This window comes from Puia sp. P3, from assembly GCF_050632245.1.
In the GTDB taxonomy this organism is placed as follows: domain Bacteria; phylum Bacteroidota; class Bacteroidia; order Chitinophagales; family Chitinophagaceae; genus Puia.
On record NZ_CP192583.1, the window covers coordinates 6,264,768 to 6,287,712 of the forward strand.

Sequence of the window (22,945 nt, forward strand, 5' to 3'; positions counted from 1 at the left end):
TGGTTCTTGGAATGAATTTCAATTATTGAGCCGACCTAGTCGGGCATTTTAAAAATAGCTCTTGACCGAGCTGTAATCCTTCGAGTTGACAGACGCAGGCTTGGTACCAGGAATGATAACATACCGGTATTGTGCTTGTTTTGCTGCTCCGGAACCGTACGTGCTCGCATTGACGTTTGCCGTCAGATAGATGGAATCCACCGCATAATCTACCTGGATATTCCACCCGGTAAAAATAAGATCCGCAAATGGCAGCGGCACGACATCTGGGCTGCCTACAGTCCCAAAATTGAGATAGGTCGAAATCTGACCTTTTGAAATAACATCAGCAGTCAGTTTGGGCGCTACTATGGCTCCTACAAAATATAAAGTATCCTTTTTGGCGGGGTTGACAGTGTCGGGAACCGTAACGGGTGAGAAAGCCACATCTGTCCACGCAGAGTAGGTAACATTCGCCGTTGCTGAATCGCCCTTGGGTCCCGGAGCGCCCGCGGCGCCATTAGCGCCCGCAGGTCCGGCAGGACCGGCAGGACCCGTATCCCCTTTCTTACAGGAAAAGACAAGTACGGCGGAAGCAAGTACTATTGCTGCATAAGAGTAAAGTCTTGGTTTCATAATTTATTATTTGAAGTGTAATTGGTGCAGGGATAACAATTTAAGCATATTATGCAAGATTTCCCGCCCGTTCAAATACTTTTTTTACAAAGTAAGCGCGGATTTCGCCGATCGGTCAGTCTGGTGCAATTCCCGGCAGGGATTTGGTAGATTTAAAATAAAAACCATGAAACGCCTTGTCTACCTTAACGCGGTCCTTACCGTTATCGCCTGCTGCCTCGTCATGATCACCCTTGCTATCACCGGACTCCTGCCCTCTGCCAGCGCAAACGACAACGGGCGGAGCGCACCCATTGCAGTAGATATCACCCGCATCGGCGGAAGCGAGTTGTCCAGAAACGAACTACCGGTGAACCTAAGCCGCATTGCCGGAGAAGACGTATCATACAAGCCCCTGCCTGTGAATATAAAAGAAGCTGACGGTCGTCCGATCCGCAGTTACCCGGTACCGGTGGCGGTGACAAAATAATAGCCTGGACACCGGTCTTTCAGCGCTCAGGTGACTGGAAGTCAGTTATTTATCTGATGGTGTTTTTTTTGTTCAAAATCCTGATCGTTTTGCCAGGCTGCTTCGTCCATAGATAAATACATACAATGCAAAATCTAAAAGACAAGGTAGCCGTCGTATTCGCGGCCACCGGCGAGATCGCGGGAGCGGTTGCAAGATCGCTGGCTCAGCACGGGGCAAAGGTTTATGTTATTGCCCGGAATCCAGACAAGTTAAAAGTAGTTGCTCAGGAGATCAGGGCCGCCGGCGGCGGTATCGTGGAAGCTGCAGGCAAGGTGGACGCGCTGAATGAAACGGAGATAGACGATTTTTTGGGGAAGGTCGTGGAGGAGAGTGGAAGGCTGGATATAGTCTTTAATGGCATCGCGGTGGAGTATGGTGAGATGGGTGGGAGGCCACTGACGACGGTGGTGAGTCTGCAGCAATTCATGGCTCCGATGGAAAAGATTTGCGGATCACAGTTCCTTACAGCCCGTGTGGCGGCGAAATACATGATGCAGTGTGGATCCGAAGGGACGATCTTGTTGCTAACGGCCGCACTATCCCGAAGCAAGCTTCCTAATGTGGCTGGCATCACGGCCGCCTCCGCCGCGATCGAAGGGATGACCCGCGTGATGGCCGCTGAATGGGGACCGAACGGAATAAAGGTGATCTGTATATGCCCCGGGGCCCTGATGGAGACAAAGAGGATCTCGGCATGGATCGAGGCCGCCGCAAAAAATTACGGAATACCCGCGGAGCAGCTGGTTGCGCAGTACAAAGCCTTCGACATTTTGAAGACGAGCCCAACGCTGAAGCAGGTGGGCGAGACAGCGGTTTTCCTTTCTTCAGATGCTGGGGTGGTTTTCAATAGTCATATCGTAGACGTGGACTGTGGTAAACTGAATATACTGTAGTAATTTAGGGATGCGGCCTTTTTGTTTCGGGGGCCGCATCTTAATTGAATTTTTTCACGAATGGAAAAAGAAGAGGTCCTCAATTCCGCCATAGCCGGAGATATCAACGCATTCCAGACCCTGTTTGCCGAGTTTCAAAAGCAGCTGAGGTCTTACTTATATCGCTTGCTCGCGGATCGCAACGACGTGGAGGACCTGACGCATGATGTCTTTATCAAGGCGTTTACCAAAATATCGACGTTCAACCAGGAATCGTCACTGAAAACGTGGGTATTTAAGATAGCCACGAATTTAGCTTATGATCATTTGAGGAGGTCGAAGAGGTGGCAGGTGGACGCGCAGGATCGGGGAGCGGATCTCGCTATTAGCTCGGAATCGGTGAGACGCGCGTTCTGGATAGTCCATGATAACTCGCCGGCGGGGACGTATGAGATGCGGGAGCATATCGATTATTGTTTTACATGCATCTCGAAAACGTTGCCGATAGAGAACCAGGTGGCGTTGATCCTGAAAGACATATACGATTTTCAGATTAGGGAAATCTGTTTGGTTTTGGCGAAGACGGAAGGTGTGGTGAAGCATTTGTTGAATGACGCGCGGACAACGATGACCACTGTTTTTGAGCATAGGTGTGCGCTGATCAACAAGCAGGGTGTTTGTCATCAGTGCAGTCATATCAATGAGATCTTCAATCCGAGACAGAATCAGCAGGAGGAGTTGATGAAGCTGGAATTGGTGAAGGGGTCGAAGAAATATAATCGGGAGGAGTTGTTTGAGTTGAGGACGGTGTTGGTGAAGGCGATTGATCCGCTGGAGGCGGCGGGGACGGATTTGCATGAGGAGATTATGAAGTGTGTGAGGACGGCGATTGGGGAAATTTCGGGAGTTTTGGGGGAGGATTCCGCGGCGGGCTCCGGGGATCCCGCCCGGGGGGACGTAGTGAACCGCCGCCAACTCGGGAGAATGGACGCCCCGATCTCGAAAATCACGTTAACGGCATAGTGCCTTGAACGAATTAGTCAAAAGGATAAAAATTACTAGCCTTTGAAGGAGACCACGAGCATGAACTAAGGCTGCTGACAAAAGATATAGGGTTTGATAAAACAATCGACGCGAACATCTCTCCGCCTAAGGTATTTCGCTTGGTATTCATGAAGACTGGCATAAAATCGAGGAGAAAATTTACAATGCATTCTGTCAAATAGATCATCCGAAATCAAGACCGATCTGGCTTTGGGAGTACTTCAAATTGGATACATATTCTTTGTCCCATCGGTCTTTTTTCTTCCCGACAAGGACTTGGGTTTTGCAATAAAAAAAGCCTTCAGTTCGAACGAAACCGAAGGCTTTTTCTTTTCTTCCGCTGCCCAGGATTGCTTTAGATTGCAATTCATTGCGGATAATTGATGATGCGGAGAGGGAGGGATTCGAACCCTCGATACAAGTTTAAGCTCGTATAACGGTTTAGCAAACCGGCCCTTTCGGCCACTCAGGCACCTCTCCGAATTTTGAATGAGGGGATGGGGTCCTCATTCGCCACCGCGCCGCTGTGGGGGTAGCCCCTTTCGTCTTAAATTTCGAAGGGGATGCAAAAATAAAGATTAATTGGTTTAAAGCCAAATAAAAAACCCATTCCGGGGGGCGAAATGGGCAATGAGTTTGTGGTAGTTGGAGGTTGATGGAGGCGGGGTTTGGCCCGCTGGACAGGTGTTACATGGCGGCGAGCTGGACTTTTTGTTGGAGTTCCATTACGTTTTCGCGGAAGAGGCTATCGGTGTCCATGAGGTCCTTGACGGTTTGACAGGAGTGGATGACGGTGGTGTGGTCGCGACCGCCGAAGTGTTCGCCGATGGTTTTGAGGGAATTTTTGGTGAAGGCCTTTGCGAGGTACATGGTGATTTGGCGGGCCTGAACGATCTCACGCTTGCGGGTTTTTTGCAGTAGTTTGTCGTAAGAGACGTCGAAATATTCGCATACCATACGTTGTATGGTTTCGATGGTGATCTCTTTACTGCTAGTTTTCACGAAATTACGGAGTACCTTTTTAGCCAATTCAAGGTCGATTTCCCTCTTATTGAGCGAAGATTGTGCCAAAAAGTGATATCAGGGCGCCCTCCAGCTCACGTATGTTGCTGTTGATATTATAGGCCAGATATTTTACCACTTCTTTTGGCATCTCGAGGCCGTCATTCTTCATCTTCCTCTCGAGAATATCGATGCGGACTTCGTAGTCGGGCATCTGGAGGTCGGCGCTGAGGCCCCAGCGAAAACGGCTGAGCAGTCGCTCCTGCAGGCCGTCGAGATCCTTGGGCGGCTTGTCGGAGGAAAGGATCAGCTGCTTGCCGGACTGGTGCAGGTGGTTGAAGATGGCAAAGAAGGCGTCCTGGGATTTTTCGGCGCGGTTGAAGAACTGGACGTCGTCGATGATGAGAACGTCCACCAACTGGTAGAAATGTATGAAGTCGTTGATCGCGTTGTTGCGGCTGTGGTCGACGAATTGATTGATGAATTTCTCGGAGCTGACGTACAGAACGACCTTGTTCTGGTGAAGCCGCTTGACCTCGTTGCCGATGGCACTGGGCGAGGTGGGTCTTGCCCAGCCCTACCCCACCATATATAACCAGGGGATTAAAGGAGTTGGCTCCGGGTTTCTCGGCAACAGTCTTACCTGCACGACGAGCTACGCGGTTGCAATCGCCCTCAACGAAAGAATCGAAAGTGTATACCGGATTCAGCTGAGCATCGATCTGCATCTTCTTGAGCCCGGGTATTACAAATGGGTTCTTTACTGGGTTATTTATGATAAGAGGAAAATCCATTTCGTTATTGGAAAAAGTTTTATAGCCATGAGCGGGTACGTCCATTGTAAGCGGCTTGTTCTGGTGGTTACCACTGTCAACCATGATCCGGTATTCAAGCATTGCGTCCTTTCCCAAAATTCGTCTGAGGGTCTTGGCTAACAAGTTAACATAGTGCTCTTCCAGGTATTCATAAAAGAACTGGCTGGGTACTTGTATCACGAGGACGTTATTCTTCAACTCAACAGGCTTGATCGGCTCGAACCACGTTTTATAATGCTGCCACTCTACGATATCCTTGATTATTTCCAAGCAATTACTCCATACTCTGTCAAACGTTTTTGCCATTATTGAATAACCAATTTTTATGCCGATTTATGAATTGTATTTTCTAAAAAGTTTCTCGGAACTGGATTCTAAAAAAGTTGCGCAGGGCGGCGAATATCAAAACTTTTACTGAAATAAAAAAAATTTTATTCACTTGTTTTTTTTGCTTCGTATACAGTTGTTGACCCACCGTAATAACATTCGTACATTTTCTACAAAACTCTTGTCCAGCCTGACTATTTTAAGACCGCGCGAAAAAAATTCCTGGCGTTAGTTGGTATTTCCAGTCTCTTTCAGCCTCTGTTCTTTTGGACTTATTAACATCGATGCTGGGGGGCGGCGATTGCGGGACAACCGCCTCCGCGAGGCATTGAGCGACAGTAGTGGATCCAGGCGAATTGGAGCAGATAGACCTTCCGATAGATTTTAAACTTACGTAGTATGAAGAAGGAGAACATAAGCTTCGATGTGAACGAACCTTTCTTCATATATGTAGAGTTTGAATTGTTGTGAAGTAGTTGAAGATACAAATAATTTGATTGCATTTTTCAATCCGGGATTTTTTTTAAAAATTTGCCCGCAACCATTTTGAGGAATTTTTTTTGCGACAAAATTTTCTTACGTACTCGTACTGTCGAAATTTTCTATCTTAAACAGACAGAAGTAATTATAGTAATTTTGTCTGCCAGGACAGGCCGTTGGGCGAACGGACACCGTCTTTTGGTGTACTCTCCCGCCCACCGGACAAAGCAACTGACAACATGCGACAAACAATTCAGTTAAAACTTCTACCGGCAGAGGCTGCCAGCGACAAGGCGATCCGGGAATACATCGCACGTTCCACGGGACGAGAGGAGGTGCAGATTACAGGTTTTAATCTTTTAAAGCGGTCGATCGACGCAAGAGGACGACAACCGCATATCCTCCTTTCGGTGGAAGTTTTTATCGATGAAGCATTTACACAAACCGTCCCGGCTATCCTGTCTTTCCCGGATGTGTCAAAAGCTGACAAACAGGTCGTCGTCATCGGCGCGGGACCCGCGGGACTGTTCGCCGCCCTCCGCCTTATCGAAAAAGGGATCCGCCCCGTGCTGCTCGAAAGAGGTAAGGATGTCCGTTCGCGCCGCAGAGATCTGGCAGCTCTTAATAAAGAGGGCATTATCAACCCTGAGAGCAATTATTGCTTTGGCGAAGGCGGCGCCGGTACGTACAGCGACGGCAAACTCTATACCCGCAGCACGAAACGAGGCGATATACGCCGCATACTAAACCTGCTGGTACAGTTCGGTGCGGATCCGTCAATACTTGCCGACGCTCATCCGCATATCGGCACCAACAAGCTACCGCAGATAATCCAGGCTATACGACAGCAAATAGAAGACTGCGGGGGTCTTTTCCTATTCGAGAAAAAGGTTGTAGACTTTGTTCTACAGGACGGAATGGTCCAACAAGTGAAGACCGCAGACGGTGACCGTTATGACGGCAGCGCGGTTATTCTCTCGACGGGTCATTCGGCGCGTGATATCTTCCATCTCCTGCACCGGTTGGGCATTTTGATCGAGGCCAAGCCTTTCGCGCTTGGGGTTCGTGTGGAACACCCCCAAAGCCTGATCGATCATATTCAGTATAAGACGCAGTCGCCGTATTTGCCACCAGCAGCGTATAGTCTTGTGGAACAGGTGGACAATAAAGGGGTTTTTTCTTTTTGTATGTGTCCGGGTGGAATCATCGCTCCGGCCTCTACGGCCGACGGAGAGCTGGTCGTCAATGGCTGGTCTCCCTCGCGCCGCAATAATCCCTACGCGAACTCGGGCATCGTGGTTAGCGTCGAGGAAAAAGATATGGCGCCCTTCCTTGCGGAAGGTCCGCTGGCGGGCCTGGCTTTTCAGCAAAGCGTGGAACGGAAGGCCTTCGATCATGGCGGAGGGAAATTTGTTGCGCCGGCGCAGCGGCTCGCGGACTTTGTCAGCGGCAAACGCTCGTCCAGCCTGCCGGACTGTTCCTACCTGCCTGGACTACAATCTGCATTGCTGAAAGAAGTGTTGCCTCCTTTTGTCTACGCCGACCTCAGAGAAGGATTCAAGGCGTTTGGAGAAAAGATGAAAGGTTATTTTTCCAATGAAGCCGTAGTAGTGGCTACAGAGTCGCGTACTTCTTCCCCGTCCGGATACCGAGGCATCCGGAAACCCTGCAGCATCCGCAGATAGTGAATCTTTTTCCCTGCGGTGAAGGCGCGGGGTATGCCGGAGGTATTGTTAGCGCGGCCATGGATGGGGAACGGGTTGCGAGCAGGATTGCGGGGGAGCCTGCGTGAACCGCAAGACTCGCGGTCTCGGGTGGAATGAAGGCTCGCGTGAACCGCATACCTCGCGTGAAACGGAGGGTGCGTGGAACACTAATCGGCTGTCGTTGTTTGCTGGCGAGCCATCAGCAGGTGATCCTGGATAAGATGATTCTTTCGCGCTGACTTAAACTCCGACTTGCGGGCCCGTCTGGCACTCTTGTCGGGTGCAGCGGTCAGCAGGCTATCCAGATCGGGCTTGCCGCCATCTACCCAAGAAGTATACCAGAAATCAGCAATGAGGTCGGCGGAATTTACCAGCTGCTCATTGACGGTCGCGCCGAGCCGGTCCCCATAATCTTTGATAAATGTCTTAGAATAGCCCCTGTACTCCCTGCCATTGCGCGTCTCTTTGTGATACTTCAAGCTGTCGGGTATTTCCTTCGAAGCCGCGAGCTCTGCCGACAGCATGTCCTTTACCAACCCGTTCGCCCTGCGGATAGCCGACCAGATGGCGGAGGCGGGATCGTCAAGATATTTTGCCTTGTGGCCGTCGCGCAGGGACCAGCCGTCCATCGCCACGTCGGGGACCGCGCTTTCCCAAAGGGAATGCAGCCCGCGCTGGCCTGTGAGTTGTCCATCATAGTTGATCGTAGTGTGCAGGGGAACGTTGGCGTCTCCCACATAGTGCCCGAGGTCCGCGGAATAGAACAGGATGCTGTCTTTGTCCCGGCGGCGGAAAGCCTCTGTCAGCAGCCCCTTGACGCGCTGCACTTCATAGGGCACGTAGCCGTATTTCCTGAGGGTATCCATCGTATACTGACGGACGGCATCGTCCCAGCGAAGCGGCATCTTCCACGCGGCAGAATCACCGTAGGCCTCGAGATCGATAAAATGCCGGGGCGCTTCCTGGGCGTCGGTATTGCGGCGAACGTCGGGCCGCGGCGCCTGCTGGACGAGATAGGCCCTGTTCTTCCAGAAAAAATCCTGCATGCGACGCGGCAACCGGTACACCGCCAACTGATTGATCGTCCGGTGAACAAGAAAACCCCAGCTGCTGCAGGTCACCAAAATAAACACCATCGATATGGAAAAAAATGGTAGCTTGACCCGGTGGAGATATCGCCGCATACAATAAAATTTGCGCGAAAGTAACAAATAGCGGTGACAAGCGACTAATACGAAAACCTCCTTTATATGAACGGGCCGACGACCAACAAACAGAATATACTGGAACTAACCGGTCTGGTAAAGCGCTTTACCTCGCAGATTGCCGTGGACAAGGTAAGTTTCCGGCTGCAGGAGGGGTCGATCTTTGGCTTGCTGGGACCCAACGGGGCGGGGAAAACGACGCTGATCCGAATGATCACCGGCATCTTCTACCCCGACGAAGGCTCGATCCTGTTCGAAGGCCGGCCGTTTCAAGCAGAGAGTGATATTCTACGAATAGGTTATATGCCCGAAGAAAGGGGCCTATATAAGAAGATGAAAATAGGCGAGCAGGCCATCTATCTGGCGCAGCTGAAAGGTCTTGGCAGGGAAGAGGCCACCCGGAAGGTCAAAGACTGGTTCGTCAAATTCGAAATGCAGAGCTGGTGGAATAAGAAAGTCGAAGACCTCAGCAAGGGCATGGGCCAAAAACTGCAATTTGTAACCACGGTGCTGCACGAACCCAAACTCATTATTCTGGACGAACCCTTCAGCGGTCTCGATCCTGTAAACGCCAACCTGATCAAAGACGAGATCTACGCGCTCGCAGCCAAGGGATCGACGATCATCTTCAGTACACACCGCATGGAGCAGGTGGAGGAGATCTGCGACCATATCATCCTGATGAATAAAGGCCAGAAGATCCTCGATGGGTCGGTGGCGGAAGTGAAACAAAAATTTAAGGAAAATCTTTTCAGGATAGGGGTAGATGGTGTTCCGGCAGAGGATGGCGGGGGCCCTGCGAGTGGTGCGGGCCCTGCGAGTGGTGCGGGTCCTGCGAGTGGTGGGGCCCCGGTGGATGGTAGGGGTCCGGCGGCGTTCGAGCTCGTCGAGCGCGACGGGAACAACTGGATCGTCAAAATAAAAGAGGGATACGGATCCAATGACGTACTGGAATATTTTATCCGCAGGGGCCAGTCCGTGCTATCCTTCACCGAGATACTGCCCTCGCTCAACGATATCTTCATCCGGCTTGTCGAAGGGACTCCCCAGGCCCGGCAATTTCACGCACTACAATAATCTATTATGAACAAGATATGGCTCATCACTCGCAGAGAGTACCTCACCAGGGTACGCAACAAGACGTTTCTGCTCTCGACTTTCTGCTGCCGCTGGTGATCATTCTGTTCATGGCCGGGTCGGTACTGATCTCGCAGCAGACTAAATCGCGTCACCGCATAGCCGTCATGGATGCCAACGGGTATTTTAAGGACTATCTCAAAAGCGATTCGACGATCGCCTTTGTCTTTTCTCCCGCGGTGGACAGTCTCAACTACGAGCAGAAGGGTTGTACGGCGGTGCTGATCATTCCCGTGCTGCATGAGGACCCGACGCAAAAAACAGTCTACAGGCTGAAATATAAAAAGCAGCTGAGTCTCGAGGCCGGTATCGAACTGGAGAACCGTGTGAGCAATGCCATCACGGACCATCTCATCTTCGAACAGACGCGCATAGGCCGTGGAACGCTGGACTCTATCCGTAAACGTTCCGACTTCGCGGAAATGCGCAGCTTCGAAGACCAGTGGCAAGACGGTCAGGGAGTCCAGCCAGGGCACGTCTCTGGCCATCGGCTATACCAGCGGGATACTGATCTATCTCCTGACGTTCATCTACGGCGCGATGGTGATGCGCGGAGTGATGGAAGAGAAGACGAGCCGGATAGCGGAGGTCATCGTCAGCTCGGTGAAACCCTTTCAGCTGATGATGGGCAAGATCACGGGCATCGGCGCCGTAGGTCTGACCCAATTCCTGCTGTGGATCGTCCTGCTGGCGGTCCTCGGAACGATCGGCCAGAGTCTAATTTCTGCAGAGACCTGGACCGAGGTGCAGCATCTGCAGCAGAGCGGCCCGATGGGCGGAGGCGCCGCCGGCATCAGCGAGAATGCGGCAAAGCTGTCCGAGGGTGGTCACGGCCCTGCACAACATCAATTTCCCCTTTATCATTTTTTGCTTCCTCTTCTATTTTATCGGCGGTTATATTTTCTATTCCGCGCTGTTTGCCGCCGTCGGCAGCGCCGTCAACGAAGACCCGCAGGAGGCGCAGTCGCTGATGATGCCCATCACGCTGCCGGTGATCTTTTCCTTCTTTATCATGTCCGTGGCCGTACAGGACCCAGCGGGCCCGCTGGCTGTCTGGGCCAGTATCATTCCTTTCAGTTCGCCGATCGTCATGATGGCGCGTATTCCTTTCGGGGTGCCCTGGTGGCAGCTGAGCCTTTCGATGCTTTTCCTCGTGCTGGGATTTTTGGGGACGACCTGGCTGGCGGGGAAGATCTACCGGACGGGGATCCTGATGTATGGGAAGAAGCCGACGTGGAAGACCATGTGGAAGTGGGCGTTTCATAAGTAAGGGGCGGGTGACCGGCGTGAGGGGTGACCGGCGTGAGGGGTGACCGTTGTGATGGGTGACTGGTGTGATGGGTGACTGGTGTGATGGGTGAACGGTGTGACGCGCGACTCATTGGTGTGCGGGATGACCTACCGGCTGCGAGTGTTTTCCCATAGGTGAAAATCGCCTTCCCGACGGTTGGGATGAATGGTAAAAAAGGTGGAATGACGGTGCAACATTCCCGGCATTCGTGCGTATTTTTATACGAAGACTGTCGTCGATCGTGTGCCGCGGATCAGCGGATCATTAATTTTGGCAGGCATAACAATCAATGATAGATTTTAAGCCTCATGTGTAGTAGAAAAAACGGGACTGTTCTCAGTCCCGTTTGTTATTTTGTTATGTCTGTTGTGTTAGCTGGCCTCGAGGAGACGGAGGATGGGATAGTCGGAATGATCGGAGCTTGAGCTCACGTCTTCCGGGAGGAATTCTACATTTAGCCGGACGGAGGTCTTCTCGCGTATCGATACGTTCGGGCGTTTGGCGGACTGGTAGCCTTTCTTATCGAACTGCACGGTCACCTGCGTTGCGGGCAGCTGAGCGATGCGGAAATAGCCTTCGGAATCGGTCGTCACTTCTTTGGTGCTGTTTGTACCGGGCACGAAGGCCAGCACTGTCACGCCGCAGAGTGGTTTTTTGGTTACGGCATCGGTCACATAGCCGTGCAGCACACCTTCCAGCTTGCCGGTGCCGGCTTTTGCGTGCAGCGCGAAGGGCGCGAGCAGCAGGAAGAACAGCAATTTTTTTGGTTACCCATACAATGGTTTTGAGATTAGCCAGGAGTTATGAAATTACAGCGGCAGGCATTCACCTACTAATTTAGCTAAATTTTTGCGACCGCGCAAATGGGAATTCAACGCATGGCGGGGGATATTCAATGTTTCCTGAGGTGTCGGGGTAAGTGGGTAGGTGGTGAACCGGGTTGGTGGAGACCGTGGTCGGTGGGGGGCTGTGGGGTTGGAGGGACCGGGAGCATCACGACTCGCCGAGGTCGATCTCGGTATTGTCCCCGATGTTGAGGCTGCGGGACTCGCCCTTGACCTCGGTGTCGCTGCCGATAAGGGAATGGGTGAGTACTATATCATACAGGTCGGCGAAGGAGCCGATGATGGAGTCCTTTATAATGGAGTAGTTGACGCGTGTCTTTTCGCCGATGGCGACGTTGGGGCCAACGATGGAGTTGCGGATGTCGCAGCCGGGGGCAATGCTAACAGGCTGGATGATAATCGTATTCTCGAACTGGTGCTCGGGGGCGATATTGCCGCCGAATTTTTTCAGGAGTTTCGCGTTGGACTCGAGGAGCGTCTCCTTTTTGCCGCAGTCGAACCAGTTCTGCACCTTGAACGCCCGGAAACTAACCCCGCTGCGGATCATACACTCGATAGCATCGGTAAGGTTGTATTCGCCATAGCTGGTGACGTGATTGCGAAGGTTGTTCTCCAGACAGGTGAAAAGGGTGGCCGTTTCGCGAATGCGATAGATGCCGACAAGGGCCATATTGGACTTGGGGATCTGCGGCTTCTCCACCACCCTGCCGATGCTGCCGTCGTCCTCGAGCTCGGCGACGCCGAAATTGCGGGGGTCATCAACCCTTTTGACGCCGAGGAGGGAGTGGGGCTGACTGAGGACGTCCCTGACGTCATACTCGCAGATGGTATCGCCGAGAACGATAAAGATCTCGTCCTCGCCGACAATACTCCGGGTCAGCAGGACGGCGTGGCCGATGCCCTGGCGCTCGTTCTGATAGACAAAATGGGCTGTCGAGCTGGGGATATTTCTGCTTGACGAAGTCCTGTATCTTCTCGCCGAGATAGCCTACAATGAAGATGAACTCGGTTATTCCTGCTTCCATCAGCTGGTCTACAATAATCGAAAGTATAGTCTTACCCGCTAAAGGAATCAAAGCCTTGGGTTGCGTATAAGTATGTGGACGTAACTTTGTTCCAGCTCCTGCTACGGGAATGATCGCTTTCATGTAAAAAACGTTGTCGTTGTCTCGTCCCCGGTTTCCATCCGGTAACGCGTGTAAAATAGTGAATTTTATTCTTTTTGACCTAAATTTGCGCCATGCAAAAAGACAGTTTGGTTTTCGACCTCATTAATAAGGAGCTGGAACGTCAGCGCCATGGCATCGAATTGATAGCATCAGAAAACTTCACCTCCCTGCAGGTCATGCAGGCGATGGGGACCGTTCTGACCAATAAATATGCAGAGGGCTACCCCGGCAGAAGGTATTACGGTGGATGCGAGATCGTTGACCAGGTCGAGCAACTGGCGATCGACAGACTGAAACAGATCTTTTCCTGCGACTACGCCAACGTACAGCCACACAGCGGCGCGCAGGCCAATGCAGCGCTGATGCTGGCGATACTCCAACCCGGCGATACCATCCTCGGACTGGACCTCAGCATGGGCGGACACCTGACGCACGGCTCACCCGTCAATTTCTCGGGCAAGCTTTACCGCCCTGTTTCCTACGGGGTCGGCAAAGAAGACGGCCGTGTCGACTATGAAATGATGGAATCGGTAGCCAAAAAGGAGAAACCAAAGCTGATCATCTGCGGCGCGAGCGCCTACAGTCGTGACTGGGACTATGCCCGCATCCGGGCTATCGCCGACAGCATCGGCGCCTTTGTGATGTGTGATATGGCGCACCCGGCCGGCCTTATCGCCAAGGGACTGCTGAACAGCCCCTTCGAACACTGCCATTTCGTGACTTCCACCACACACAAGACACTCCGCGGCCCCAGGGGCGGTATCATACTAATGAAAAAGGATTTTGACAATCCTTTCGGCCTGAAAGACGTAAAGGGCAATATCCGTCCGATGAGCAATCTCATCGACATGGCCGTATTCCCCGGCACGCAGGGCGGCCCTTTAGAGCACGTGATCGCGGCAAAAGCGGTATCGTTCGGCGAGATCCTATCCGACGGTTTCTCCTCCTATGCCAGCCAGGTCATCGCCAACGCGCAGTCGATGGCTAAGACCTTTCTCGACAAGGGTTACCATATCGTTAGCGGCGGCACCGACAACCACCTCCTGCTGATCGACCTTCGAAACAAAGACATCAGCGGAAAGAAGGCGGAGATCGCGCTAGGCAAGGCAGAAATTACGGTCAACAAGAATATGGTCCCCTTCGACGACAAGAGCGCTTTGTCACCTCCGGTATTCGCGTAGGCGTCCCCGCTATCACGACCCGCGGTATGAAGGAATCACATATGGCGACGGTAGTGGAAATGATCGACAAGGCACTGGTCAACGCGGACAACGAAGACGTACTGAAGGCGCTTCGCGGAGACGTCAATGCCTTTATGAAACAATTTCCGCTGTACCCCGAACTGGGTTAGTCGCTGGAAGACCAACGATAAAAAACTTTAACTATGCTGCAAAGGAAACAGACCTTATGGATGCTGCTTGCGCTGATCTGCGAGGCACTGACCTTCAAATTCGCCTTTTATTTCGGGAATATGAAGGTTGGTCTGAACGGGATAGCTCCGCTGGAAGTGAAGGCCGTACCGACGCTCGGCGCCGGCTCTGTCAGCGCCAGTGCGGGTAGTGTTCTGATCCTTATCGTTACGGTGATCATCATCGCCGGCATCCTCGTCAATATCTTCAACTTCAAATCGAGGGGCAAGCAGCTCCTGATCACCATCGGACTTCTTGTATTGTCCCTGCTCAATATCTTTCTTTACTGGTGGAAGAGCGGGGTTCCCCCTTTTGAATCCGGCAGCTATAGTGTTGGGATGTTGTTTTCGCTGGCGATACCTGTACTTTTGGTTATGGCGGCCCCGGGGATCAGGAGAGACCAGAGACTGGTGAAGAGTGCGGACCGGCTCCGGTAGGACCGCTGCGGCAACAAGGCGTACACACGGTGTATCGAAATCGGACACCCCTACCCGATATTCCTATCTAGATTATTGATCCCCAGGCTTTCATAATAAGGCACCGGCTTTGTGGGGAAGATGGCTCAACCGCAGCCATGATCAAAAACTATCTTCGCTCAGCCTTTCGCAATCTCTGGAAACACCGTGTCTACTCTTCGCTGAATATTTTGGGACTGACGATCGGTATGTCGGCCTGCTTCCTGATCTTTTTGTATGTGCGGTTCGAGCTGAGCTATGACGAGTTCCACAGCAAGATCGACCGGATCTACCAGCTGAACTGCGATATCAAGACACCCACTGAAACGATGAATATCGCTGTCTGCTCCGCTCCCATGGCCATCAACGCCAAAGACGAGTTCCCCGAGATAGAAAAAGCGGTACGTTTCGACCCTCGCCCCATCCTGCTGAGAAAGGGAGAGATCAAGTTTCAGGAAAGTAAGGCGGTCCTCGCCGACTCCACTTTTTTCGAGGTGTTCGATTTCCCCTGGTACAGGGCGATCCCCGCACGGTCCTCACCGAGCCGTATAGCATCGTCCTCTCCCAGTCGACCGCCAAAAATACTCTCGCGGACGCCAACCCGATGGGCCAGACGCTGCTGATGAACGACGACGGCAAGCCGGTAAAGGTGACGGGCGTGATGAAGGATATGCCCGAGAATAGCCTGCTGAAGGCCGATCTCTTCCTGTCCAAGTCCACGTCCAGACGCCAGGACTCGGCCGAAGACCTACGCTGGAGTAGTTTTGGCATGTACTCTTACCTCCTCCTGAAGCCCAATACCGACCCAAAAGCGCTGGAAAGAAAATTTCCCGCGTTTCTGGATAAAAGGGACGGAAAGGAAATGAAACAGATCCAGATGTTCTTTACCCTTACCCTCCAGCCGCTGAAAGACGTCTATCTCCGGTCGGGCAACAGAAGAGGGGCGCAGGACAACGGGAATATGGCCAATATCTACATCTTTTCGGTCGTGGGCGCCTTTATCCTGCTGATCGCGTGCATCAATTTCGTCAATCTCACCACCGCGAGGTCGACTGAAAGGGCAAAAGAAGTGGGCATCCGTAAGGTGGTGGGCGCGGAGCGGGGACAGCTGACCAACCAATTCCTCGGGGAGTCCATCCTCCAGTGCCGTCATTGCATTCGTCCTTGCCGTAGGGGTCACCGCGCTATTGATACCGCTTTTCAATTTTCTTGCCGGCAAGACGATCAGCACGGGGCTGTTCCACCACCCGGACTATATCCTGGCGCTATTCGGGATCGCCGTGGGCATCGGTCTGCTGGCCGGCATTTATCCGGCGCTGGTGCTGTCCGCCTTCCAGCCCATAACCGTGCTGAAAGGCCGCTTCGCGACCGGCAACCGGGGTATGCTCCTCCGGAGGGGTCTGGTAGTATTTCAGTTCACGATCTCCATCGCGTTCATCGCCGCCACCCTGATCGTCTACTCGCAGCTGACCTATATGCGCAGTCAGGACCTCGGGTTCAACAACCAGCAGATGATCGTGGTGAACACGGAAGGCAACGCCCATAAAATAGCACTCAACAATGAAATAAGCCGGGTCCCGGGTGTCCTCTCGACGGCCATGTCTTCCAGTGTACCGGGCAGCGGTAACCCCACGGCCTATTCTCAGGTGGAAAACGTCAAGGGAGACATGCAGATCGCCAACCTGGAACTCTATTTCGTCGACTTCGACTATCTCAAACAATTTAAGATGAAGATCATCGCCGGCCGCGGCTTCTCCAGGGACTTCGGCACCGACACCACGCGGGCCATGATCCTCAACGAAAGCGCGGTTAGGCTATTCGGTTACCATAGCCCGCAGGATGCCGTCGGGCGAAAATTCGATCAAGTGGGGCCGGAAAGGGCAGATCATCGGCGTGGTAAAGGACTTTCACTTCCGGTCGCTGCAGTCGGAGATCAAGCCGCTGAGCTTCCGTATCGAACCGGACGGCTGCGACCTGATCTCGGCCAATGTCAAAACGGCCGATCTGAAGAACACCGTTTCCGCGATCGAGGCCAAATGGAAGGCCATCATCCCCAACAGGCCGTTCAGCTATTATTTTGCGGACGAGTTCTTCAACCGGCAATATATGGGCGAAGAAAGATTTGGGAAGCTGTTCCTGAATTTCGCGGTCCTGGCGATCCTCATCTCGTGTCTCGGTCTTCTGGGCCTCGCCTCCTACAGCACGCTGCAGCGAACAAAGGAGATTGGGGTCAGGAAGGTCCTGGGCGCGAGTGTAACGGGGATCATCAACCTCCTTTCGAAGGAGTTCATGCAGCTCGTGATCATCGCCTTTCTCATTGCGACGCCTATAACGTGGTACTTTATGGCCAGCTGGCTGAAGGACTTTTACTACCGCATCAGCGTGCAGTGGTGGATATTTGTTCTGGCGGGAGGAGCCGCGTTCCTCATCGCGTGGCTGACCATCAGCGTGCAGGCTATCAGGGCGGCGATGACGAACCCCGTGAAGAGTCTCCGGACGGAATAGGCGGACCTGCGGAGGAATTCGGAGGGGCCCGGCTACACGCGGGGGACCCTTGGGGAAATCAGGTGAAAAAACAAATTAACGCATTGAAAATCCGTGGAATATTGGTGTGGTTGTGGATGGCCGGGGCGGGTGTTTTTCGCGGTTTGGAAAAAAATTTTCTTTGCGGAATTAAAAATAGTTCTACTTTTGTCTAACAGTGTTAAATTATTTAAGGCACTAAAAGGAGTTGTCTCACATGGGGAGTAAGGAACGAATTCATCGATTAAAAGAGCAGACCAGGGTAAATATCCTGGATGCGGCACACGAAATTGTGAAAGATGAAGGCTGGCAGGCATTGAGCATGCGGAAGATCGCGGACAAGATTGAATACACGGCGCCCATTATCTATGAATACTACGCCAACAAGGAGGCAATCCTGCTGGAGTTGACGAAAAAGGGATTCATGCTGCTGGGCGCAAGGATGAATGAAGCAAAGACTAAGCATAAGGAATTGGGCGATCAGATCGAGGCTATGTGGCTGGCCTATTGGAATTTTGCCTTTGAGCAAAAGGAATATTACCAGCTGATGTTTGGCGTAGAAGTTAACTGTTGTATTATGGACGAACTACTTCCTGCGGGAAGCACTCCCTATGATATCGCTGCAAGTACCATCGCTGAAATGATGGGCATCAGCGATCCCGACGACGACCGCGTCTGTACCAAGTACTACACGTACTGGTCGATCGTACACGGGCTGATCTCTATCAATATCGTCCGGAAAGGAACGTCGGACGAGATCAACCGTCAGATCCTGAAAGATGCCATAACCGGCATCACCCGTAGCCTGAGAAACCAACCGCAGGCGGAGTAATAATCTCCGGCGGAATATAACTCTCCGAGGGAACAAAAGATTCTCCCGCGGATAGATAGACTCTCCGGCGGAAAAATAATCCGGAGCCTAAAAACCAAAATGCCCTACCACCCGGGCCGCGTATACCAACGCCGATGGCGATGGCTTGTTTGTCTCTCTAAACAGGAGCAGCTGCTTGTCTCCCCCTATATGGTGTTTGCCAATTGAAAAAAAACTGAAGTTTTTTTTTACCATGCGATTTAACAGTGATAAATATTATGAACAATTAGAATTTTTGCCGATCGATTTAACACCATTAAACAATTAAATAATGTTATGAGAAGGTATCTATTATTTTCAGCAATCATCGTAGCCGCTGCAGTATATTTCAGCGGCTGTTCACAGGCGCAGGGCACACAAGCCGCGCCGCCGCCGCCAAGTCTTCCGGTCCTCCCGATCACCAGCAACGTAGCAACCACTTACCCGGAGTATTCCGCCAACATCGAGGGCAAGACCAATGTCGAGGTCCGTCCTCAGGTGAGCGGTTACCTGGATAAGATCTATGTGGAAGAAGGCGCCTATGTCACCGCGGGCCAGCCTCTTTTCAAGATCAACGACCGGCCCTATGGCGAGCAGGTCAACAACGCCCAGGCCAACGTATTAGCCGCAAAGGCCAATATGGAAAAGGCCGCCATCGAAGTCAACCGTCTGACACCGCTGGTAGAGAACAAGGTAGTCTCCGACGTACAGCTGAAGGCAGCACAGGCCGCCTATGACGCAGCAAAGGCACAGGTAGCACAGGCTCAGGCCGAAGGCGCCAATGCCGGCATCAACCTCGGTTACACGCTGGTGAAGGCCCCCGTCAACGGATACATCGGCCGCATCCCCTTCAAGACGGGTGCGCTGGTAGGTAAAGGTGAAGCACAGCCGCTGACGGTCGTTTCCGACGTCAAGGAAGTCTACGCCTATTTCGGGATGAGCGAAAGCGATTTCCTGAAGTTCACCGCCGAGTTCCCCGGCAAGACGATCAGCGAAAAGATCAAGTCCCTGCCCCCGATCGAACTCCAGCTGGCCGACAGAAGCATCTACGGCAGCAAGGGTAAGGTCGAGCTCATGGAAGGTCAGTTCGACCGCAATATCGGAGCGATCGTCTTCCGTGCCACTTTCCCGAACAACGAAGGGCTGCTCCGCAGCGGTATCACGGGACGGGTTCGGATCCCCAGGGCAACAGCGGTCTGCTGCCTGTACCTCAGACTGCCACCTACGAGATCCAGGACAAGATATTTGTCTTTGCCGTAGGGGACAGCAACAAGGTAGTCGGCAAACAGATACATATCGTGAGCAAGACCACCAACTATTACCTGGTCGACAAGGGCGTTCAGGCCGGAGACAAGATCGTCTTCGCCGGTATGGACCGCCTGACGGACGGTGCGGTGATCAACCCGCAACCCCTGTCTGCCGACAGTGTGCTGAAGGTTATGCCGCTGTAGTCCCTTATCCGGGAAGAAGAGCCAAGGACCCGCAGGCAGGATTAAAACACTAACAAAGAGATCAATTTATGTTAAAGAGATTTATTGAAAGGCCGGTGTTGTCAACGGTCGTGTCTATCATCTTATTCATACTTGGTGGGCTGTCCATCTTTACGCTGCCCATCTCGTTGTTCCCGGATATTGCGCCGCCCAGCGTTCTGGTGCAGGCCAACTATCCCGGCGCCAATGCGGAAGTTGTCGCGCGAAGCGTGGCGACCCCGCTGGAAGAATCCATCAATGGTGTGGAGAACATGACCTACATGACCTCCAACTCCAGTAATGACGGCAGCATGTCGCTGACGGTATATTTCAAACAGGGGACCAACCCCGATATCGCGGCGGTGAACGTGCAGAACCGTGTCAGCAAGGCAACGAGCCAGATACCTGCGGAAGTTATCCAGGCAGGGATCTCGACGCAAAAGCAGCAGAACAGCATCATCATGTTCGTCAGTCTTTATTCGACCGATTCCGCTTATGATGAGACCTTCCTGCAGAACTACGCCAAGATCAACCTGATCCCCAAGATCCAGCGTATCCCGGGCGTGGCCGACGCCAGCCCCTTCGGATCCAAAGACTACTCCATGCGGATCTGGCTGAAGCCCGACCGTCTGGTAGCCAATAACCTTTCTCCTGTCGAGGTCACCAACGCGATCCGCGACCAGTCGCTGGAAGCCGCTCCCGGCCGTCTAGGCCAGAGCAGCAAGGAAGTTTATGAGTACGTATTGAAGTATAAGGGCAAGCTGAACAAGGACGAGGACTATGAGAACATCATCGTCAAATCCAACGCCGATGGTTCCGTCGTCCGGCTGAAAGACGTAGCGAGGGTAGAATTCGGCTCCTATACCTATTCTTCCAACAGTACGCTCAACGGCCACCCGACAACGGGTGTGGCCATCCAGCAGGTCGCCGGCTCCAATGCCAACGACATCCTTACGCAGGCCGAACAGCTGGTCGACAAGTTCTCGGCGAGCCTGCCCAAGGGCCTCCACACGACGATCATGTATAACTCCAAGGAGTTCCTCGACGCGTCCATCGAACAGGTAAAACATACCCTGATAGAAGCCTTCGTCCTGGTGTTCATCGTGGTGTTCATCTTCCTTCAGGACTTCAGGAGCACGCTGATCCCTGCGATCGCTGTGCCCGTGGCCATCGTAGGCACCTTCTTCTTCCTTTCGGTATTCGGATTCACCATCAACCTGCTGACGCTGTTCGCACTGGTACTGGCTATCGGTATCGTGGTGGACGACGCCATCGTGGTGGTGGAAGCGGTACACGCCAAGATGGAGAACTCGAAGTTGCCCGTCCGTGAAGCAACACTTAAATCAATGAGTGAGATATCCGGCGCCATCATATCGATCACGCTGGTGATGATGGCCGTGTTCATTCCGGTAGGCTTCCTGAAAGGTCCGACCGGTGTGTTCTACAGACAGTTCGGCTATACGCTGGCTATCGCCATCTTTATCTCCGCCGTCAACGCACTTACACTGAGCCCCGCACTTTGCGCCATTTTCCTCAAAGACCTTCATTCCGATGAACACGGAAAGAAGAGAGGACTGGGCGCCCGGTTCTTCGCCGCCTTTAATGTCGGCTTCAAGAACATGACGGACAAGTACCTCGGCAGCCTGCGCTTCCTCTTCCGCCACAAATGGATCACTATCGCCGGGCTGATCGCCCTGGCCGCGGGATCGTACATGCTGATGCAAAAGACTCCCAGCGGGTTTATTCCGACGGAAGATCAGGGCTTTATCCTGTATGCCGTAAACACGCCTCCCGGAAGCAGCCTTGACAAGACGCACAAGGCGATCGCCGAGATCGACAGCATCATCAAGGCCGATCCCATCGCCGACAGAAGGTATAATGTGGAAGGGCTCAACTTCATCTCGAATGCGAACGCCTCTCCCTACGGCGCAGGTTTCGTACGTATGAAGCCCGTCGACGAACGTGGTCAGCTGAAGGACATCAATGCCATCAGCGGCAACCTGACCATGAAGGTCGCCATGCAGGTGAAGGACGCACACGCCTTCTTCTTTACCTTCCCGACCATACAGGGTTTTGGTAACGTTGCCGGTTTCGAGTTCGCCCTTCAGGACCAGACCAATGGATCGATGGAAAGGCTGAGCAATATGACCAACACCTTCCTCGGTGCGCTGTTCCAGCGCAAGGAAATCGCCTACGCCTTCACGACGTTCGCCTCGGGTAACCCCCAGTATATGATCGACGTGGACAACAACAAGGCCAAGCAGATGGGCGTCTCCGTAGCCGACCTGATGCAGACGATGCAGATCTATTATGGTAGTAGCTTTGTGAGCGACTTCAACCGGTTTGGCAAGTACTACCGCGTAATGGCGCAGGCCGATATTCCCTACCGGAATAACGAAGAGTCACTGAGAGGCATATATGTCAAGAACAACCAGGGACAGCTGATCCCGGTGAACCAGCTGCTGACGCTGAGAAAGGTATATGGACCTGAAACAGTGAGCCACAACAACCTGTACAATTCGGCAACGATCAACGGGGTTCCGAAGCCCGGCTATAGCACGGGGGATGCCATCAAGGCTATCGAAGAAACGGCCGCCCAGGTGTTGCCTAAGGGCTGGGGATACGAGTTCACGGGTATCACCAGGGAAGAAAAGCTGGCGGGTTCGCAGATGATCTTTATCTTTATCCTGAGCCTTGTATTCATCTACTTCCTGTTGGCTGCCCAGTATGAAAGCTATATCCTGCCCTTCGCGATAGTTCTTTCGATCCCTGCTGGTATATTCGGCGTATTCGGCTTCCTCCAGCTATTCGGCGTGGACAATAATATCTATGTCCAGGTGAGTCTGATCATGCTGGTCGGTCTGCTGGCGAAGAACGCCATCCTGATCACGGAGTACGCCGTACAAAGAAGGCACGCCGGAATGAGTCTGTGGGACGCCGCAATAGATGCCGCCAAGCTGCGTCTTCGCCCGATCCTGATGACCTCCTTTGCCTTTATCGTCGGTCTGCTGCCCCTGATGAGGGCCAAAGGCGCGGCGGCCCTGGGCAACCGGAGCATCGGTACCGGGGCGGTCGGCGGGATGCTGACTGGTGTTCTCCTCGGCGTCTTTATCGTACCGGTGTTGTTCATCATCTTCCAGTACCTGCAGGAAAGGTTTATCGGCATGAAAAAAGTTAAGTCACCATCATTAGCAGAATAAGCAGGTAAAATTCATCACTA

At 52.7% G+C, this 22,945-nt stretch carries 24 protein-coding genes, 1 tRNA gene and 3 pseudogenes; 18 read left to right on the forward strand and 10 right to left on the reverse strand.

Annotated features, from left to right (window positions below):
- Positions 1-48: 48 nt before the first annotated feature.
- Positions 49-615 carry a hypothetical protein gene (locus tag ACQ86N_RS39435; protein WP_431211817.1) on the reverse strand — a complete coding sequence of 189 codons (567 nt, stop codon included), beginning with the start codon at positions 613-615 and terminating at the stop codon, positions 49-51.
- Between the two features lie 166 nt (positions 616-781).
- Here ACQ86N_RS39435 and ACQ86N_RS39440 point away from each other — a divergent pair, with 166 nt between their 5' ends.
- The 4 genes from ACQ86N_RS39440 to ACQ86N_RS39455 all read left to right on the forward strand — a co-directional run bounded on the left by ACQ86N_RS39440 (position 782) and on the right by ACQ86N_RS39455 (position 3,334).
- Positions 782-1,084, forward strand: coding sequence for a hypothetical protein (locus tag ACQ86N_RS39440; RefSeq protein WP_431211818.1), 303 nt, complete (start codon positions 782-784; stop codon positions 1,082-1,084).
- 125 nt (positions 1,085-1,209) lie between these two features.
- Positions 1,210-2,019 (forward strand): SDR family NAD(P)-dependent oxidoreductase, encoded by an 810-nt coding sequence (locus ACQ86N_RS39445; RefSeq protein ID WP_431211819.1) that lies wholly within the window; start codon positions 1,210-1,212, stop codon positions 2,017-2,019.
- Between the two features lie 60 nt (positions 2,020-2,079).
- Positions 2,080-3,021 carry an RNA polymerase sigma factor gene (locus ACQ86N_RS39450; protein WP_431211820.1) on the forward strand — a complete coding sequence of 314 codons (942 nt, stop codon included), beginning with the start codon at positions 2,080-2,082 and terminating at the stop codon, positions 3,019-3,021.
- Positions 3,022-3,166: 145 nt separating this feature from the next.
- Positions 3,167-3,334 (forward strand): DUF6756 family protein, encoded by a 168-nt coding sequence (locus ACQ86N_RS39455; protein WP_431217777.1) that lies wholly within the window; start codon positions 3,167-3,169, stop codon positions 3,332-3,334.
- 97 nt (positions 3,335-3,431) lie between these two features.
- Here ACQ86N_RS39455 and ACQ86N_RS39460 read toward each other — a convergent pair.
- The 4 genes and pseudogenes from ACQ86N_RS39460 to ACQ86N_RS39475 all read right to left on the reverse strand — a co-directional run.
- Positions 3,432-3,522: transfer RNA gene (locus ACQ86N_RS39460), tRNA-Ser, on the reverse strand.
- A gap of 207 nt (positions 3,523-3,729) precedes the next feature.
- Positions 3,730-4,044: a helix-turn-helix domain-containing protein gene (locus ACQ86N_RS39465; RefSeq protein ID WP_431211821.1), complete on the reverse strand. Its 315-nt coding sequence runs from the start codon at positions 4,042-4,044 to the stop codon at positions 3,730-3,732.
- Positions 4,045-4,090: 46 nt separating this feature from the next.
- On the reverse strand, positions 4,091-4,591 hold the full coding sequence (locus ACQ86N_RS39470; RefSeq protein ID WP_431217778.1) for a DnaA ATPase domain-containing protein: 501 nt from the start codon (positions 4,589-4,591) through the stop codon (positions 4,091-4,093).
- A 49-nt stretch (positions 4,592-4,640) separates the two neighbouring features.
- Positions 4,641-5,165: pseudogene (locus tag ACQ86N_RS39475) on the reverse strand (DnaA N-terminal domain-containing protein); the annotation flags it as partial.
- Positions 5,166-5,905: 740 nt separating this feature from the next.
- On the opposite strand from ACQ86N_RS39475, the gene ACQ86N_RS39480 reads away from it, so the two are divergent.
- Positions 5,906-7,351, forward strand: coding sequence for an NAD(P)/FAD-dependent oxidoreductase (locus tag ACQ86N_RS39480; protein ID WP_431211822.1), 1,446 nt, complete (start codon positions 5,906-5,908; stop codon positions 7,349-7,351).
- Positions 7,352-7,539: 188 nt separating this feature from the next.
- Here the strand turns inward: ACQ86N_RS39480 and ACQ86N_RS39485 are convergent, their stop codons facing one another.
- A complete protein-coding gene (locus tag ACQ86N_RS39485; protein WP_431211823.1) occupies positions 7,540-8,556 on the reverse strand; it encodes a zinc dependent phospholipase C family protein in 1,017 nt (338 codons plus the stop codon).
- 66 nt (positions 8,557-8,622) lie between these two features.
- Between ACQ86N_RS39485 and ACQ86N_RS39490 the strand changes: the two genes are divergently transcribed.
- Positions 8,623-9,654, forward strand: coding sequence for an ABC transporter ATP-binding protein (locus ACQ86N_RS39490; protein WP_431211824.1), 1,032 nt, complete (start codon positions 8,623-8,625; stop codon positions 9,652-9,654).
- Here the strand turns inward: ACQ86N_RS39490 and ACQ86N_RS39495 are convergent.
- Positions 9,639-10,202, reverse strand: coding sequence for a hypothetical protein (locus ACQ86N_RS39495; protein WP_431211825.1), 564 nt, complete (start codon positions 10,200-10,202; stop codon positions 9,639-9,641). The two genes, ACQ86N_RS39490 and ACQ86N_RS39495, sit on opposite strands and share 16 nt — an antisense overlap.
- On the opposite strand from ACQ86N_RS39495, the pseudogene ACQ86N_RS39500 reads away from it, so the two are divergent.
- Together ACQ86N_RS39500 and ACQ86N_RS39505 are read left to right on the forward strand one after the other, a co-directional pair.
- Positions 10,093-10,401: pseudogene (locus ACQ86N_RS39500) on the forward strand (ABC transporter permease); the annotation flags it as partial. The gene ACQ86N_RS39495 and the pseudogene ACQ86N_RS39500 overlap by 110 nt on opposite strands.
- A gap of 115 nt (positions 10,402-10,516) precedes the next feature.
- Entirely contained in the window at positions 10,517-10,984 is a 468-nt protein-coding gene (locus tag ACQ86N_RS39505) for an ABC transporter permease (protein WP_431211826.1), read from the forward strand.
- Positions 10,985-11,376: 392 nt separating this feature from the next.
- On the opposite strand, the gene ACQ86N_RS39510 is transcribed toward ACQ86N_RS39505, so the two are convergent.
- The 3 genes from ACQ86N_RS39510 to ACQ86N_RS39520 form a co-directional block, all read right to left on the reverse strand.
- Positions 11,377-11,763 (reverse strand): carboxypeptidase-like regulatory domain-containing protein, encoded by a 387-nt coding sequence (locus tag ACQ86N_RS39510; protein WP_431211827.1) that lies wholly within the window; start codon positions 11,761-11,763, stop codon positions 11,377-11,379.
- Positions 11,764-11,998: 235 nt separating this feature from the next.
- Positions 11,999-12,748, reverse strand: a complete 750-nt coding sequence (locus ACQ86N_RS39515; RefSeq protein WP_431217779.1) for a sugar phosphate nucleotidyltransferase — start codon at positions 12,746-12,748, stop codon at positions 11,999-12,001.
- Positions 12,663-12,998, reverse strand: a complete 336-nt coding sequence (locus ACQ86N_RS39520; RefSeq protein WP_431211828.1) for a sugar phosphate nucleotidyltransferase — start codon at positions 12,996-12,998, stop codon at positions 12,663-12,665. The genes ACQ86N_RS39515 and ACQ86N_RS39520 overlap by 86 nt, the downstream gene beginning before the upstream one ends.
- Positions 12,999-13,090: 92 nt before the next feature.
- On the opposite strand from ACQ86N_RS39520, the gene glyA reads away from it, so the two are divergent.
- The 10 genes and pseudogenes from glyA (at position 13,091) to ACQ86N_RS39570 (ending at position 22,925) form a co-directional block, all read left to right on the forward strand.
- Complete coding sequence (glyA, locus tag ACQ86N_RS39525; RefSeq protein WP_431211829.1) at positions 13,091-14,200, forward strand: serine hydroxymethyltransferase; 1,110 nt, start codon at positions 13,091-13,093, stop codon at positions 14,198-14,200.
- A 26-nt stretch (positions 14,201-14,226) separates the two neighbouring features.
- Positions 14,227-14,370, forward strand: a complete 144-nt coding sequence (locus ACQ86N_RS39530) for a hypothetical protein (protein WP_431211830.1) — start codon at positions 14,227-14,229, stop codon at positions 14,368-14,370.
- Positions 14,371-14,403: 33 nt separating this feature from the next.
- A complete protein-coding gene (locus tag ACQ86N_RS39535; protein ID WP_431211831.1) occupies positions 14,404-14,865 on the forward strand; it encodes a DUF4293 family protein in 462 nt (153 codons plus the stop codon).
- Positions 14,866-15,092: 227 nt separating this feature from the next.
- Positions 15,093-15,652: pseudogene (locus ACQ86N_RS39540) on the forward strand (ABC transporter permease); the annotation flags it as partial.
- Between the two features lie 192 nt (positions 15,653-15,844).
- Entirely contained in the window at positions 15,845-16,429 is a 585-nt protein-coding gene (locus ACQ86N_RS39545; RefSeq protein ID WP_431217780.1) for an ABC transporter permease, read from the forward strand.
- Between the two features lie 293 nt (positions 16,430-16,722).
- Positions 16,723-17,388: an ABC transporter permease gene (locus tag ACQ86N_RS39550; protein ID WP_431211832.1), complete on the forward strand. Its 666-nt coding sequence runs from the start codon at positions 16,723-16,725 to the stop codon at positions 17,386-17,388.
- Positions 17,389-17,623: 235 nt separating this feature from the next.
- On the forward strand, positions 17,624-18,238 hold the full coding sequence (locus tag ACQ86N_RS39555; protein WP_431211833.1) for a TetR/AcrR family transcriptional regulator: 615 nt from the start codon (positions 17,624-17,626) through the stop codon (positions 18,236-18,238).
- Between the two features lie 315 nt (positions 18,239-18,553).
- Complete coding sequence (locus tag ACQ86N_RS39560; protein WP_431211834.1) at positions 18,554-19,516, forward strand: efflux RND transporter periplasmic adaptor subunit; 963 nt, start codon at positions 18,554-18,556, stop codon at positions 19,514-19,516.
- Positions 19,517-19,554: 38 nt separating this feature from the next.
- Complete coding sequence (locus tag ACQ86N_RS39565; RefSeq protein ID WP_431211835.1) at positions 19,555-19,707, forward strand: hypothetical protein; 153 nt, start codon at positions 19,555-19,557, stop codon at positions 19,705-19,707.
- A 68-nt stretch (positions 19,708-19,775) separates the two neighbouring features.
- Positions 19,776-22,925, forward strand: a complete 3,150-nt coding sequence (locus tag ACQ86N_RS39570; RefSeq protein WP_431211836.1) for an efflux RND transporter permease subunit — start codon at positions 19,776-19,778, stop codon at positions 22,923-22,925.
- Positions 22,926-22,945 lie beyond the last annotated feature (20 nt).